Source organism: Halorussus vallis, from assembly GCF_024138165.1.
GTDB lineage: Archaea > Halobacteriota > Halobacteria > Halobacteriales > Haladaptataceae > Halorussus > Halorussus vallis.
Map to the genome: position 1 here is coordinate 736571 of NZ_CP100000.1, position 15272 is coordinate 751842.

Genomic DNA, 15272 nt, shown 5'->3' on the forward strand with positions numbered 1-15272 from the left:
CGGCCGTCGCCCTCCCGGCCGGCCGAGACGGGCACGGAGGGTCGGATGGTAGACCTCGTCTTCTCGGCGGGACGGGTCCTCCTCGCGTTCTTCCTCGTGCTCCTCAACGGGTTCTTCGTGGCCGCGGAGTTCTCGTACGTCCGCATCCGGTCGACGACCGTGGAGACGCTCGTCGAGGAGGGCGCGCCCGGCGCCGAACTGCTCCAGAAGGCGGTACAGAACCTCGACGACTACCTCGCGGTGTGCCAACTCGGTATCACCCTCTCCTCGCTGGGACTCGGCTGGATCGGCGAACCCGCGGTGGCGGCGCTCATCGAACCGGTGCTGGGGTCGTTCCTGCCCGAGAGCGCCGTCCACCTCGCGGCGTTCGCCATCGGCTTCGGCTTCATCTCGTTCCTCCACGTCGTGTTCGGCGAACTCGCGCCCAAAACCATCGCCATCGCCAGGGCCGAGCGAGTCTCGCTGCTCGTGGCCGCGCCGATGCGGTTCTTCTACTACATCTTCATCCCCGGCCTCGTCGTGTTCAACGGCACGGCGAACTACTTCACCCGACTGCTTGGCATCCCGCCCGCCTCCGAGAGCGAGGAAACCCTCGAAGAGGAGGAGATACTGATGGTGCTGTCGCGGTCGGGCCGGCAGGGCAACATCGACCGGGAAGAGGTCGAGATGATAGAACGGGTGTTCGAACTCGACGACATCGCCGTCCGGGAGGTCATGGTCCCCCGGCCCGACGTGGTGAGCGTCTCGGCCGACCTGCCCCTGTCCGAACTCCGGTCGCTGATAATCGAGTCGGGCCACACCCGCTACCCGGTGCTGGAAGCCGACGATAGCGACCAGGTCGTCGGGTATCTCGACGTGAAGGACGTGCTTCGGGCCACGGAAACCGGCGACGACGCTCGCACCGACGCCGACGCCGTCACCGCCGGTGACCTCGCGCGCGACCTCCCCGTCGTCCCGGAAACCGGCCGTATCGACGACCTCCTGGCGGAGTTCCAGAGCCAGCAGAGTCAGATGGCCGCGGTCATCGACGAGTGGGGGTCGTTCGAGGGGCTGGTGACCGTCGAGGACATCGTCGAGCAGGTCGTGGGCGACATCAGAGACGAGTTCGACGTCGACGAGCGAGAACCGACTATCGACAAGCGCAGCGACGGGTCGTACTCCGTCGACGGCGGCGTCGCCATCGCGGAGGTCAACGACACGCTCGACGCGGAGTTCGAGAGCGACGAGTTCGGCACCATCGGCGGTCTGGTGCTCGACCGACTCGGCCGCGCCCCGGAGGTCGGCGACAGCGTCGAGATCGAGGGCTACCGCCTCGAAGTGGCGCGGGTCGACGGCGCCCGCATCTCCACTGTCGTCGTCACCGAGACGGGCGCCGAGGAGACGCCGACCAGCGAGTCGTAGCCGCGCAGGATTCGGTCGTTCGTTCGGGCTACTCCTCTGCTTCCTCGTCCTCGTTCTCACCATCCACGCCGTCCTCGTCCTCGAACCGTTTCCGGACGCTCTCGGCGTGGCCCTCCAGTCCCTCGGCTTCGGCGAGCGTGGTGATCGTCGCTTCGAGGTCGCCGAGCGCGTCGCGGTCGAGCCGCTGGACCGTGGTCGAGCGCAGGAAGGTGTCGACAGAGAGGCCGCCCGTTATCTTCGCCAGCCCGTTCGTCGGGAGGACGTGGTTCGTCCCGCTGGCGTAGTCGCCCGCCGCGACCGGGGTGTAGGGGCCGAGGAAGACGCTCCCGGCGCTGTCGATGCGCTCCAAGACCGCGTCCTCGTCGTCGGCCTGAATCGAGAGGTGCTCGGCGGCGTACTCCTCGGCGAACAGGATGGCCTCGCTCGGCGAGCGCGCGCGGAACACGCCCGAGGCGTCGTTGTCGAGCGCGTCCTCGATGGTGTCGCGTCGCTCGCGCTCCTCGACCTGGGTTTCGATCTCCTCGACGACGGCCGCCGCGAGGTCGTCGTCGTGCGTGACCGCGGCCGCCGCAGCGTTCGGGTCGTGTTCGGCCTGCGCCAGCAGGTCGGCGGCGACGAACCGGGGGTCCGCGGTTTCGTCGGCCAGGACGAGGAGTTCGCTCGGCCCCGCCAGGAAGTCGATGGCGACGTCGCCCTGGACCTCGGCCTTCGCGGCGGTGACCCACTTGTTGCCCGGGCCGACGACCTTCTGGACGCGGTCTATCTGCTCGGTGCCGTAGGCCATCGCGGCGACCGCCTGCGCGCCGCCGACGCCGTACACCTTGTCGGCGCCCGCGAGGTGGATGGCCGCGAGCGTCACCGGGTTCATCTCCTCGGCCGGCGGGGTCGTCACGACGACCTGCTCGACGCCCGCGACCTTCGCGGGCACGACGCCCATCACCGCGCTGGAGGGGTAGGCGGCCGCGCCGCCGGGGACGTAGACGCCGACGCGCTCGATGGGTCGGAACCGCCGACCCAGCTCTCTGCCGGGCGAGAACTCCCGGTTCCAGTCGTCGGGGAGCTGTGCTTCGTGGAACTCCCGGACGTTCGCGACGGCCGCCTCGATGGCCTCGTGCGTCTCGTCGTCTATCTCCTCGGCGGCGCGCTCGGCGGCGTCGCTCACGTCGAGGTTGCCGACCGAGACGCCGTCGAACTCCTCGCAGAACTCCCGGACCGCCACGTCGCCCTCATCCCGCACACGCGATACGATGTCCCGTACGTCGTCGCGAATCGCCTCGATGCCGGCGTCGCGGTCGAAGAGCGCGCGCCGGTCGTCCGGGCCGAGGTCTGCGACGGATTCGACGTTCATGGCCGGTGGTTCGGAGCGCGGGCGAAAAACGGTTTCCTTCCCTCCCGGTCGTCGTTGCTGAGTCGGTGGTAGTCCGGCGGACAGCGGTGAAGTGGCTTTGATTGGAAGACGAGGGCGAGGTGACGGTGACCGCCTCGAAAGCCCCCGCCCGCTCGCGGTCGCTCGACAGGATATTCGGTTCGCGCCTACCGGCGCTCACCAAATAGTGGCCTGTCGAGACGACTACAGTGAACGCGAGCGGGTGGCCCCTTTCAGTCCCACCCCGTCGGTTGGTCGGCCGAGCTTTCGCGGTGGATTGGCCATCCGGGCTTCCGCGGAGGGATACTCAATCGTCGCCCTCTGAACCCCGGTCGGCCCCCGCGCCCGGCCTGTCGGAGGGGACGTACACCGCGGGCCGCCGGAGGACGAACTCGTCGAGGAACGCCGCGACGACCACGGCCGCCTCGACGGCGAAGTACGCCGGGAGCGTGAGCGCGGCGGCGTACTCGCGGGCGGGATGTGGCCGGCCGTCGAGGTGGTCGCGGAGGAGGACGGACAAGGGTGCGAGGAACGCGCCAGCCAGTACGACGGCCGCGAGCGCCACGAACGGCGGTCCCTCGGGGAGGTACGTCGCCGGCGACCCGTCGCCGGCGACGTACCCGAGCGCGACGGTCGGCGATGCCAACAGCGCGACCGGGAGCGCCAACAGGCCGCCGAAGGTGGCGACGGCGTCGAGCGAGGCGACCGGCCGGCCGGTCGAGCGCCGGAGGAACGACCCGACGTAGCGCCGGGCGACCTGGAGGCCGCCTCTGGCCCACCGCTTGCGGCGGTTCCACCACCCCGCGAACGTCTCCGGGTTGGTTTCGGTCGAGACGATGGCCGGGTCGACCTTCACTGTCCAGCCCCGGGCGTGGATGCGGGCCGCGAACTCCACGTCCTCCAGTAGCACCGTCTCGTCGAACGGGCCGAGTTCCGCGAACGCCGACGCCCGGAAGAACGCCAACCCGCCGGTGAACAGCGTGAACCCCGACAGCACCTCGCGAGCGAAGAACTCCCCGCGCTCTGCGAGGTGACGCTCGACCGCGGCGTGGAGCGCGAGCGGCGACCCCGCGGAGTTGCCGGCGTAACACCGGCCCTTCACGCACCAGACGTCCTCGTCGGCCCGGAACCAGTCCACCGCACGACGGACCGCGTCTGGTTCGGGTCGCTGGCCCGCGTCGACGAACCCGACCACCTCGCCGCCCGCGCGCCGTCTGCCGAAGTTGGCGACCGCCGCCTTTCCGCCGGGCGGGGCGTCCCGACGAATCGCCCGAAACCGGGGGTCGTCCGCGGCGGCGCGCTCGGCGATTTCGGCCGTCGCGTCGGTCGAGGCCGCCTCGTAGCACAGCAGCACTTCGAGTCGCTCGGCCGGGTAGTCGAGCGCCCGGCACGCCGCGAGGGTCGCCGGGAGCGTCTCGGCCTCGTCGTACGCGGCGACGACGACGCTGACCTCGGGGAGTTCGTCGGCGGTCGGGTTGCCCGACGAACTGGACTCCGGGTCCGGCGGGGGTCGAAACGCGACCGCGGCGGCGAAGACGACTCGCGCCGCCAGACCGAGGAACAGGAGGACGACCAGCGTGCTCACCAGTCGACCGTACGCGGGGAAGACGAACGCCGGCGAGACGAGCGTCGCCGAAGCGAGCGTCGATGCGGCGACGTACGTCACCGCGCTCCGGGTGTTCGACGTCTCGTCCGCCGACCTGACCTCCATGGATAGGTGACGACGGCGGACCGACGGAAACGCTTTGAGGCCGGTCGTCGCGGGGGGAAGCAGGCGTCGGTGGTGAAAGCGACCGGTCCCGGTGTCCGTGTGCGCTCCCCGAATCCCGCTCGTACATAAACGAACCGCGTATGAACGGGGCCAGACGTATCACGTGTAACCGACTTGTATCTCGTATGACTGGACAGCCTCGGCCGCCGACTCCCGACGGGGTCCCGCTGCTCAGAAACGGACTGGCCTTCTCGCGCGACCCGTTCGGGGCGATGACCGAGTGGGCCGAGGTAGGAGACGTGGTCCGACTGCGGTTTCCGGGGCAGTCGCTCTACATGGTGACCGACCCGACCCTCGTCGAGCGAGTCCTGATGGAAGGCGAGTCGGCATTCACCGTCGGCCGACAGCAGCGCGAGACGTTCCGGGACGTCGAGGACCACGCCGTAACTTCGAACACCGGAAACCGCTGGAAACGGCTCAGAAAGAGCCTCCAACCGGCGTTTACCTGGGACGGACTCCGAGGGTACGGCACCCGAATGGCCGAACGCACCGCCGCGCACGTCGGTCGATGGGAAACCGGTGAACGGGTCGACCTCCCCGACGAGATGCGTCTCCTGACGCTCCGCATCCTCGGCGATACGCTTCTGGGCGTCGACGTCGAGGGCGACGAGAGACTCGTGAGGGACGCCGCCGACGCACTCGTCGCGAGGGCGGACCCCCGACGGTTCGGACAGCTTCTGCCCGACTGGGTACCTACTCCGACCCAGCGCCGTTTCGAGCGGACCGTCGGCGAACTGGACGCCTACGTCGCGGGCGCGCTCGCGGACCATACCCCTGACGGACGAGACGACGCGTCCCCCGGCGGCGGAGACGACGCGTCCCCGAGCGAACGAGACGTCGCGTCGGTTCTGCTCGCGGCCCGCGAGCGCGGCGACCTGTCGAACGCCGAGGTCCGGGACAACTTGACGGCGCTGCTGCTCGCGGGTCACGACACGACCGCGATGGCTCTCACCTACGCCTGGTACGAACTGAGCCGACACCCCGACGTCCGGGAGTCGCTGGTCGAGGAATCGGAGCGGGTTCTCGGCGACGAACTCCCCGACACCGACGACCTCGACGCACTCGAGCGGACTCGGAACGTCGTCCGGGAAACCCTCCGACTGTATCCGCCCACCTGGGCGGTCAACCGAGAAGCGCTGGAGGACGTCACGCTCGGCGGATACGAGATTCCGGCGGGCGCGCAGTTGATGGTGCCCCAGTGGGTGCTCCACCGTGACGACCGGTTCTGGGAGGACCCCGAGACGTTCGACCCGTCGCGGTGGGAGCGCGACGCTGACCGGCCGGAGTACGCGTACTTCCCCTTCAGCGGCGGGCCGCGACACTGCATCGGAATGCGGTTCGCCCGACTCGAACTGGTCGTCGTGCTGGCGACGATGGTCGGCCGGGTCGCGCTGGACGTCTCGGTCGCGGAGCCGCTGACGTTCGCGCCCACGATTTCGCTCCGCCCCGAGACGGACATCGCCGCGACGGTCGAACGTCGCTAATCTCTCCGGTTCGAGGATGGCCGCTACACGTCGGGCGTCTCCATGATGCGCGGGACGCCCGCGGCCGTGATGGTTTCGCCGACGACGTACGACCCGGCGTCGCTGGCGAGGAACTGAGCGATGTCGGCTATCTCCTCGGTGGTGCCGATGCGGCGCTCGACCTCGCCGCGGTCGATGTTGTCGGCGCTGACGCCCATCTGGCTCTCGACGCCCGGCGTGGCGACGAACCCCGGCGCGATGCAGTTGACCCGCACGTCGTCGCCGGCCCACTCGAACGCGAGCGTCGAGGTGAGGTTGATGACGCCGGCCTTCGCCGCGCCGTAGTGGCTCATGTGGGGCGACCCCTTCTGGCCGGCGACGCTGGCGAGGTTAACTACCGCGCCGCCGCCGTCCTCGCGCATCCGCTCGCCGGCGGCCTGGGTGCAGTGGAACGTCCCGTGGAGGTTGATGTCGACGATGGTTTCCCAGCCGTTCTCGCTGATCTCTTCGAACGGCGCCATGAAGCTCGCGCCGGCGTTGTTGACCAGCACGTCGATGCCGCCGAACTCCTCGACGGTGGCGTCGACCAGCGCGTCGACCGCCTCCCGGTCGGTCACGTCGCACTCGACTGCCAGGGCGCTCCCCTCGCGGTCGCTCTCCTCGATGCCCTCCGCGACCGGTTCGACGTTCTCCAGTTCGCGCGAGCAGACCACCACGTCGGCCCCGTCGGTGGCGAACCGCTCGGCGATGGTCCTGCCGATGCCGGAACTCGCGCCCGTGACGATAGCGGTCCGACCGTCGACGCCGAACTGGCTTCTCACGTGCGACTCTCCGCGACCGTCCGGGGAACCGTTTCCGTTACCATTGTTAGACACGAGTCCGTATTCTCGCCCTCTGTTAATAAATATGGGGCGTTCCTTGCGATCGTTATCTTAATCTACGTTGCTAGTCATCATCACTCATGGACAAGTCCGCGTTCGGTGACGCCGCGCGCTCGGGCAACGTCGCGCGCCTCCACGACGAAACGGCCGAGCGCCACGCCGCCGACACGGCGCTCGAGATGGACGGTGCGGAGATGACCCACGGTCGACTCCGGGACCGCTCGGCGCGATTTGCCGGCGGACTCCGCGAACGCGGGGCCGACGTCGGCGACCGGGTGCTGGTGTACCTGCCCAACTGTCCGGAGTACGTCGTCGCGACGCTCGGGGCGCTCAAGGCCGGCGCGGTAGCGTCGCCGATGAATCCCCAGTACAAGGCGCGTGAGATCGGCCACCAGCTCGCCGACACCGGGGCGTCGGTCATCGTCACCCACGCCGCGCTCCGCGAACACCTGACCGAGGCGCTCGGCGAAACCGACGCGAGTCCGACTGTTGTCACGGTGGGTCCCGCCGACGACCTTCCGGAGGGCGACGCGGCGTTCGAGGACGTCAACGGAGAGCCGATAACCATCGACCGCGAGGGCGACGACGTCGCGCTCCAGCCGTACACCAGCGGGACAACCGGCGAGCCAAAGGGCGTGCTCCTCACCCACGGGAACCTCCGGGCGCAGGCGTTCTCTGGGTTCGAACTGGTCGACGTCGACCCCGGCGAGGACCGGAGCCTGGCGGTCCTACCGCTGTACCACATCACCGGCTTCGTCCACTCGACGTGGCAGACGCTGGTCCGGGGCGGAACCGTCCACCTTCGCGACCCCGCCGGATGGGACGCCGAGGACGCCATGCGGACCATCGAGGAGGTGGGAATCACGGGGTTCATCGGCGTCGCGGCGATGTACGTCGACCTGGTCAACCACGAGGCGTTCGGCGAGTACGACCTGTCGAGTCTGCGCGAAACCGGACAGGGCGGCGCGAAGATGCCCGTCGCGGTCCAGCGCGAGTTCGAGTCGGTCGCCGGCGTCGACACCTGGGAGGGTTACGGCCTCACCGAGACGACCGCGGCGACCCACACCGGCGCGGGGTCGACGTTCGGCCACCGACTCGGGACCATCGGCCAGCCACTCCGGATGACCGACGCGAAAATCGTCGACGAACGCGGCGACGAGGTCCCGCCGGGCGAGGAGGGCGAACTGCTCGTCAGAGGACCGCAGGTGATGAAGGGGTACCACGACCTGCCCGAGGCGAATGACGCGGCGTTCACCGACGAGGGGTACTTCCGGACCGGCGACGTCGCGCGCCGCGACGCGGAGAACTACTACGAGATAATCGACCGGAAGAAGCACATGATAAACACGGCGGGGTACAACGTCTACCCCAGCGAAGTCGAGGAGTTGCTGTTCGAACACGAGGGCGTCGCCGACGCCGCCGTGGTCGGCATCCCCGACGACCGGCGGGGTGAGACCGTCAAGGCGTTCGTAGTCCCTGCGCCGGACGCCGCCCCGACCGCCGAGGAGATACGGCAGTTCTGCCTGGAGAACCTCGCGGAGTACAAACACCCCCGCGAGGTCGAGTTCGTCGAGGAACTCCCCCGGACGGCGAGCGGCAAGGTCCGGAAGTTCAAACTGGTCGAGGACGAGGAGTCCCGACAGTGACGGGCGCCGACCCGCACTGGCGGGCGGTGTTCTGGGACATCGGCGGCGTCATCCTGAACGCCGACTCGGTCCGGCGCGCCCACCGGGAGTTCGTCCGGCGCGTCGTGGAGGAGCACGCACCCGAGACGCCGGTAGCGGACGCGCTCGAAACGTGGCGCGCCGCGGTCGGCGACTACTTCCGCGAGCGCGAGGGCACCGAGTTCCGGGACGCCCGGATGGCGTACCACCGCGCGGTCGCCGAAGTCGTCGGCGCGGAGATTGTCGAGTCGGAGTGGCGACCCCTCTTCGAGGCGGTGTCCGCCGAGACGCTCGAACCGAACCCCGGCGCGGTCGAAACCGTCGAGCGACTCGCCGAAACCGACCTTCACGTGGGCGTCGTCAGCGACGTCGACGCCGCGGAGGGCCGCCGAATTCTGGAGACGTTCGGCATCGACTCGGCGTTCGACTCGATCACGACCTCCGAGGAGGTCGGCCGGACGAAACCCGACCCGGCGATGTTCGAGGCCGCCCTGTCGGCCGCCGGCGTGCCGGCGGCCGACGCCGTCATGATCGGCGACCGGTACGAACACGACGTGGAAGGGGCGGCCGCGCTGGGACTGACCACCGTCGCCTACGGCGCCGACGACGGCCCGGCGGTCGACTACGCCGTCGACGACCTGCGGGAGATTCTCTCGATTCTCGGCGTCGAAGACGCCGTAGACGATAACCGTGCCGACGGCGCGGGTGGCTGAGTCAGCGCGACGACCGCGATTCTCGTTTCCGCAGTTTCCATCCGGCGCAGACCGCAGGCCACCGGCACGCCGGTCGAGCGAGGGGCCGCCATCTTTAATGAACAGTGCACGGCGGTTGGTATCGGGGAACGTACAATGGGGGACACGCTACTGTTCCGAACCGCGGAGTGTGCACCGAACCGCAACGGTGGGGCGAAACTCGCCTCGAACCGCGAGGGAAGAGGGACGGAACGATGAGGGCGCTCTGCTGGCACGGCGAGGGCGACGTCCGGGTCGACGAGGTGCCCGACCCCGAGATCGTCAACCCGCACGACGCGATAATCGAGGTCACCGCCACCGCCATCTGCGGGTCGGACCTCCACCTCTACGACGGCTACATGCCGACGATGCGGGAGGGCGACGTGCTGGGCCACGAACCGATGGGCGAGGTGGTCGAGGTCGGCGACGCCGTCGACAACCTCCAGGTGGGCGACCGCGTTGTCGTCCCCTTCCCGATCTCCTGCGGGTCGTGCTGGTTCTGCGAGGAAGACATGTACTCGCTCTGTGATAACTCGAACCCGAACGCCGAGATGGCCCGCGAGGTGATGGGCCAGTCGCCCGCCGGAATCTTCGGCTACTCCCACATGCTGGGCGGCTACGCCGGCGGACAGGCAGAGTACCTCCGGGTGCCGTACGCCGACATCGGCCCGATAAAGGTCGACTCCGACCTGCCCGACGAGCAGGTGCTGTTCCTCTCGGACATCTTCCCGACGGGGTACATGGCGGCCGAGAACGCCGAGATAGAGGACGGCGACACGGTCGCGGTCTGGGGGTGCGGCCCGGTCGGCCAGTTCGCCATCCAGAGCGCCTGGATGCTCGGCGCGGGCCGGGTCGTCGCCGTCGACCGGGTGCCCGAGCGCCTCCAGATGGCCCGCGAACACGGCGACGCCGAAACCATCGACTTCGAGGAGGAGGACGTCTACGACCGGCTGATGTCGATGACCGGCGGTCGCGGCCCGGACCGCTGTATCGACGCGGTCGGGACGGAGGCCCACGGCGCGGGGCTGATGGGGTTCGCCGACCAGGTGAAACAGAAGGCGAAACTGGAGGCCGACCGACCCCACGTGCTCCGGCAGGCGATTCGGTGCTGTCGGAAGGGCGGGACGCTCTCGATTCCCGGCGTCTACATCGGGCACGCGGACAACTTCCCGGCCGGCCCGATGATGAACAAGGCGCTGACGGTGAAGACGGGCCAGACGCACGTCCAGCGCTACCTCGACCCGCTGCTGGAGCGCATCGAGGACGGCGACATCGACCCCTCGTTCGTCATCACCCACGACGTGCCCCTGGAGCGCGGCCCGGAGATGTACGAGACGTTCCGGGACAAGGAGGACGGGTGCATCAAGGCGGTGTTGACGCCCTGAGAGCGGATTCGGCGAGTCGACCGTCGGTCGACTCGCCGAACTCGAACTCACGACGCCAGCGTCAGTAGCGCGTCAGGTGCTCGACTTCGCTCTCGTCGACGTCCTCGAACGCGTTCCGGGCGATGACGCGCTTGTGAACCTCGTCGGCGCCGTCGATGATGCGGAACTGTCGGACGTTCTCGTAGAAGTCGGCCAGCGGCAGGTCCTTGCCGATGCCGTTGCCGCCGCAGAGCTGGATTGACGCGTCGATGGCGTCCTGGACGACGTTCGCCGCGAACGTCTTCGACATCGCCACCTCGATGCGGGCCTCCTCGCCCGCGGCGATTTGGCGCGCGGCGTGGCGGACCATCGTCCGGACGGCGTGGAGTCTGGTCTCGGCCTCAGCTACCTCGAACCGCAGGGCCTGCTTCTCGGCCAGCGGACCGTCGAAGGCGGTCCGCTGGCTGGCGTACGCCTTCGCGATTTCGAGCGCGCGCTCGGCCATCCCCGAAAAGCGCATGCAGTGGGTGAGCCTGGCCGGACCGAGGCGCTGTTGGGCGATGGCGAACCCGGCGTTCTCCTCGCCGAGCAGGTTCTCCTCGGGCACCCGGACGTCGTCGTAGCGAATCTCGGCGTGGCCGGTTCCGGTGACGCCGCCGCCGAGGTGCGGGATGTCCCGGACGACTTCGACGCCCGGCGTGTCGGCAGGCACGAGGATGATGGAACAGCCCTCGTACGGATGGGCGTCCTGGTCGGTCCGGGCCATTACCAGCAGGACGTCGGCCTCGCTCCCCTGGGTGGTCCACCACTTGTGGCCGTTTATGACCCACTCGTCGCCGTCCTTCTCGGCGGTCGTGCGTATCATCTTCGGGTCCGACCCCGCGCCCGGGTTGGGTTCGGTCATCGAGAACCCCGACCGGATGTCGCCGGCCGCGAGCGGGCGGAGCCACCGCTCCTTCTGGTCGTCGGTGCCGACCAGTTCGAGCGTGTGCATGTTGCCCTCGTCGGGCGCGTCGACCCGGATGGCCGTCGCGCCGAGGAGGCTCCGGCCAGCCTCCTCGAACACCGGCAATACGTTCCGGAAGTCCATCCCCATCCCGCCGTACTCCTCGGGTATCTGGGGCGCGTAGATGTCGTAATCGCGCGCGCGGTCCCGCAGTTCGTCGACCGTCTCCCGGTCGACCGTCGGACCGCCCAGGTGTTCGCGTTCGACCGGAATCACTTCCTCCTCGACGAAACTCCGCACCCGGTCGGCGACCTCCCTCGCGCGCTCTGAGTCGTCGTACTCCATACCCAACAGTCCATGCACCACTGTAAAAGTATTTCTCCGATTATTTTATCCTCGTAAGTACTATATCGGCGTTGGCCGTACAATCGATACGAACGGGCGCGGTGCGGCCGCGACGCCGTCGCGTCGCGGCCGCCAACGCCGACCGCCGGCCACTGACCGCCGACCGCCGACAGAACGACGCCGACCGACACCGACATCGGAACCCGATGAGACAATGACCGAGGACGAACTCACCTACTACGACCGACTCGTCGACGAGGACGCACTCCGGGACTACCTGGCCCAGCACCTGGGCGAACCGCAGGAGTTCGCGGTGGCCCACCACCAGGAGGGTCACTCGAACGAGACGCTGTTCGTCGACTGGGACGACCGCGGACTGGTCGTTCGGCGGCCGCCGCCGGGGACCACCGCCGAGACGGCCCACGACGTGCTCCGCGAGTACCGGGTGATGGACGCGCTCCAGGACACCGACGTGCCGGTCCCGACGACCGTACTGGCCTGCGAGGACTACTCGGTCATCGGGAGCGACTTCTATGTGATGGAGCGAGTCGAGGGCGACGTGCTCCGCGAGCGCGAACCCGAGCGATTCGCCGACGAGGCCCACCGCCGGCGAATCGGCGAGGAACTGGTCGACACGCTCGCCGAGATTCACGCGCTCGACTACGAGGTAGTCGGACTCGGCGAGTTCGGCCGACCCGCGGGATACACCGAGCGCCAGGTCGACCGCTGGACCCAGCAGCTCCAGTGGGCGTTCGACCGGACCGCCGAGGAGCGAACCGTGCCGGTGTTAGAGGAGGTCGGCGAGTGGCTGGTCGCCGAGTGCCCCGACGACCATCCGCACACGCTGGTCCACGGCGACTACAAACTCGACAACGTGATGTTCGGGCCGGGGACCCCGCCGAAACTGGTCGGGGTGTTCGACTGGGAGATGGCGACGCTCGGCGACCCGCTGGCCGACCTCGGCTGGATGCTCTCGTACTGGCGCGACCCCGACGACCCCGAACCCGCGACGCCCGAACTGACGGCGACGTTCATGGAGGCGGAGGGGTATCCGAGCAGGCGGGACCTGGTCGACCGGTACGAGGAGGCCACCGGCTTCGAGTACGACGACGACCGGTTCTACCGGACCCTGGCGGTGTACAAACTCGCCGCGCTCGGCGAGATGTTCTACCGGCGCTACCTGGAGGGCAACAGCGACGACCCCCTCTACCCGAAGATGGAGGAGCGAGTCCCCGCCCTCGGCGAGCGCGCCAAGCGCATCATCGACGGCGAGGAACCGCTGTAGGAAAGGGTGCGCACCGGCAACTTCTGGAACGAGGCGAACGAGGCTCAACCGAGTGGTGCGCGCTGGCGCGGCCCTGCGGTCACGCGAGCGAACGCGAGGCGGCTTCGCCGCCTCGGAATAGCGAACGGCGGAGCCGTGAGCGAAGCGAGGGTGACCTCGGAAGACGCGGGTTGTCTTCCGGCGGTTTGGGGCCGTGCCAATGCGTGCGAGGGATGACTGAACGAACGCCGAAGGCGTGAGTGAGGGAGTCGGCTGGGGAGTCGTGTGGCGTGCGGTGGCGGTGCGGTACTCATAGTCATCGTGTGAGTAGCGGTCTGCAGTCTGGTTGCTGTGGCAGTCGCGGTCACGGTTGCTGTTGCGGTCGGGTGTTCGCTGCAACAGTTGCGTAGTCAGAGTGCAGTCGGCATTCGTATTCTACGCCGCGAAGGTGAATAACCGCTACCGGACCCGCGACCGTCGCCGAACGGGCACCACCGAATTCACGCCTTCTAACCGTCTAGGCGCTCTGTTCGATGGCCTGCAACTGGGATTTGAGTTGCGTCATCGCCCGCTTCGGGTTGCCGCCCCGCTGGAACGCGCCGTTGACCTGCTGGGCGATCTTCGAGGATTCCTGGGGCCAGACCGCCGTGACCGGCCGAGGAATCGCGTTCTCGCCCGCGATTCTGAGCTGTTCGACGTACCGGCCCATGATGGGCACCTGCTTGGCCCGCTCGGTGGTCAACAGCGGCGGTTCCGGCGGGATGTTGCCGATGACCTCGAACAGCCGGTACTTGAACTCGGTGCTCATCATCGCCTTCAGCACCTCGGCGGCGGCCTCCTTGTTCTCGGAGTTGGGGTTGATGGCGTTGTGCCACCCGCCCAGCGCCGCCACCGGCCCGCCCGTCATCGGGTACTTGGTCTGTTTCTCGGTCTTGGCGTACGGAATCGGCATCACGCCCAGGTCCTTGCCGAGGTTGTCCTGCGAACCGCTGGTGTTGATAGCGTAGGGCCAGTTGCGGTGCATCACGGCGTTGCCCGCCGTGAACGGCTTGCGCGAGGGCTCCTCGGTCCACTGCATCACCGCGGGCGGTGCGATGTTGCCCTGATAGCCGTTCAGGGTATGGTTGGCCTGGGAACCGTGGATGAACGTCCGGACCATCCTGATGGCGTCGACGACCGGTTTCTCGTCGACGGTGACGGGACGCTTACCGATGGGTCCGAAGAGGTTCTTCCGGGGGTTGCCGAAGTAGGCACCGCCCCAGCTGGTCATGAACTCGTTGAAGTCACAGCACGACAGCCCCTCGTAGGCGCTCCCCTGGAAGGAGAAGCCGTACTGGACGTCACTGTTGTTCATCGCCTCCTTGGTCACCTGCGAGAACCGCTTCCAGGTCATCGACTGGGTCGCCCACTTCTGGAAGTCCGACTGGCCGTACCCGGCCTGTCGCAGGTGGCGCTTGTTGTACTGCATCGTCGGGAAGTCCGGGAACATCGGAAGCGCGTAGAGGTCGCCGTTCGGCCCCTTTGCGGTCGAGACGCTCGCGCCGAAGTACTCCTTCTCGATGCGGTTAATCCGCGACTGCGGGAACGCTCCGAGCTGGCTCAGGTTGGTCAACTGGTCGCGGACGATGAACGGAATCGTCCACCCGCTGTCGACGTAGAGGATGTCGGGTTTCTTCCGGTTGGCCGACAGCCACTGCTGGTACTGCGCCCGGCGATTGCCCGTGACGTTCGGCCCCGCCAGCACCTTCACCTCGATGTCCTTCGACAGGCCGTTCTTGTAGAGGACCGGCTGTAACTGCTCGGTCCAAGTCGACCCCTGCAGGTCCGCGTCGGCCGCCCACTGAAGCGTGGTCGTGCCGCCCTGCTGGACTTCGCCCACGGCCCCGTCTTCGACGTACCCGCTGAGTCCCGCCGCGGCCCCCGATGCACCCACCGCTTTGACGAACCGGCGTCTGGAGACGCCGCCCCCATTGTATGTCATTATCTGCCAAACCTCCGGAAGAACAACGGTAAACCCCCGTAAATCAGCTTCGCCAATCGTACTCGAAGCGACAGGAACCCGACCGGACGGCGTCG

11 protein-coding genes are annotated in these 15272 nt (G+C 68.3%); 6 read left to right on the top strand and 5 right to left on the bottom strand.

The features are described 5' to 3' along the window. The first annotated feature begins 45 nt into the window (after positions 1–45). Positions 46–1401 (top strand): hemolysin family protein, encoded by a 1356-nt coding sequence (locus NGM07_RS03935; protein WP_253517424.1) that lies wholly within the window; start codon positions 46–48, stop codon positions 1399–1401. A gap of 28 nt (positions 1402–1429) precedes the next feature. On the opposite strand, the gene hisD is transcribed toward NGM07_RS03935, so the two are convergent. After that, a complete protein-coding gene (gene hisD, locus NGM07_RS03940; protein ID WP_253517426.1) occupies positions 1430–2749 on the bottom strand; it encodes a histidinol dehydrogenase in 1320 nt (439 codons plus the stop codon). A 325-nt stretch (positions 2750–3074) separates the two neighbouring features. Beyond that, positions 3075–4478: a glycosyltransferase family 2 protein gene (locus NGM07_RS03945; RefSeq protein WP_253517428.1), complete on the bottom strand. Its 1404-nt coding sequence runs from the start codon at positions 4476–4478 to the stop codon at positions 3075–3077. A gap of 185 nt (positions 4479–4663) precedes the next feature. Between NGM07_RS03945 and NGM07_RS03950 the strand changes: the two genes are divergently transcribed. Then, the gene (locus tag NGM07_RS03950) at positions 4664–6022 is read left to right on the top strand and encodes a cytochrome P450 (RefSeq protein ID WP_253517429.1); all 1359 of its coding nucleotides are present in this window, start codon (positions 4664–4666) and stop codon (positions 6020–6022) included. Between the two features lie 23 nt (positions 6023–6045). Here NGM07_RS03950 and NGM07_RS03955 read toward each other — a convergent pair whose 3' ends face one another. Further along, positions 6046–6822 carry an SDR family NAD(P)-dependent oxidoreductase gene (locus NGM07_RS03955; protein WP_253517431.1) on the bottom strand — a complete coding sequence of 259 codons (777 nt, stop codon included), beginning with the start codon at positions 6820–6822 and terminating at the stop codon, positions 6046–6048. A gap of 140 nt (positions 6823–6962) precedes the next feature. Between NGM07_RS03955 and NGM07_RS03960 the strand changes: the two genes are divergently transcribed. The 3 genes from NGM07_RS03960 (at position 6963) to NGM07_RS03970 (ending at position 10662) form a co-directional block, all read left to right on the top strand. After that, on the top strand, positions 6963–8528 hold the full coding sequence (locus tag NGM07_RS03960; protein ID WP_253517433.1) for a class I adenylate-forming enzyme family protein: 1566 nt from the start codon (positions 6963–6965) through the stop codon (positions 8526–8528). After that, positions 8525–9259 carry an HAD family hydrolase gene (locus NGM07_RS03965; RefSeq protein WP_253517434.1) on the top strand — a complete coding sequence of 245 codons (735 nt, stop codon included), beginning with the start codon at positions 8525–8527 and terminating at the stop codon, positions 9257–9259. The genes NGM07_RS03960 and NGM07_RS03965 overlap by 4 nt, the downstream gene beginning before the upstream one ends. 233 nt (positions 9260–9492) lie before the next feature. Next, on the top strand, positions 9493–10662 hold the full coding sequence (locus NGM07_RS03970; protein WP_253517437.1) for a zinc-dependent alcohol dehydrogenase: 1170 nt from the start codon (positions 9493–9495) through the stop codon (positions 10660–10662). 61 nt (positions 10663–10723) lie between these two features. On the opposite strand, the gene NGM07_RS03975 is transcribed toward NGM07_RS03970, so the two are convergent. After that, complete coding sequence (locus NGM07_RS03975; protein WP_253517440.1) at positions 10724–11932, bottom strand: acyl-CoA dehydrogenase family protein; 1209 nt, start codon at positions 11930–11932, stop codon at positions 10724–10726. A 214-nt stretch (positions 11933–12146) separates the two neighbouring features. Between NGM07_RS03975 and NGM07_RS03980 the strand changes: the two genes are divergently transcribed. Then, complete coding sequence (locus NGM07_RS03980; RefSeq protein ID WP_253517443.1) at positions 12147–13217, top strand: phosphotransferase family protein; 1071 nt, start codon at positions 12147–12149, stop codon at positions 13215–13217. Between the two features lie 496 nt (positions 13218–13713). On the opposite strand, the gene NGM07_RS03985 is transcribed toward NGM07_RS03980, so the two are convergent. Then, positions 13714–15177, bottom strand: a complete 1464-nt coding sequence (locus tag NGM07_RS03985) for an extracellular solute-binding protein (RefSeq protein WP_253517445.1) — start codon at positions 15175–15177, stop codon at positions 13714–13716. Positions 15178–15272: the final 95 nt, after the last annotated feature.

Coding starts and splice junctions, on each gene's coding strand:
- NGM07_RS03935 (WP_253517424.1), top strand. CDS start 46: ATGGTAGACCTCGTCTTCTCGGCGGGACGGGTCCTCCTCGCGTTCTTC.
- hisD (WP_253517426.1), bottom strand. CDS start 2,749: ATGAACGTCGAATCCGTCGCAGACCTCGGCCCGGACGACCGGCGCGCG.
- NGM07_RS03945 (WP_253517428.1), bottom strand. CDS start 4,478: ATGGAGGTCAGGTCGGCGGACGAGACGTCGAACACCCGGAGCGCGGTG.
- NGM07_RS03950 (WP_253517429.1), top strand. CDS start 4,664: ATGACTGGACAGCCTCGGCCGCCGACTCCCGACGGGGTCCCGCTGCTC.
- NGM07_RS03960 (WP_253517433.1), top strand. CDS start 6,963: ATGGACAAGTCCGCGTTCGGTGACGCCGCGCGCTCGGGCAACGTCGCG.
- NGM07_RS03970 (WP_253517437.1), top strand. CDS start 9,493: ATGAGGGCGCTCTGCTGGCACGGCGAGGGCGACGTCCGGGTCGACGAG.
- NGM07_RS03975 (WP_253517440.1), bottom strand. CDS start 11,932: ATGGAGTACGACGACTCAGAGCGCGCGAGGGAGGTCGCCGACCGGGTG.
- NGM07_RS03980 (WP_253517443.1), top strand. CDS start 12,147: ATGACCGAGGACGAACTCACCTACTACGACCGACTCGTCGACGAGGAC.
- NGM07_RS03985 (WP_253517445.1), bottom strand. CDS start 15,177: ATGACATACAATGGGGGCGGCGTCTCCAGACGCCGGTTCGTCAAAGCG.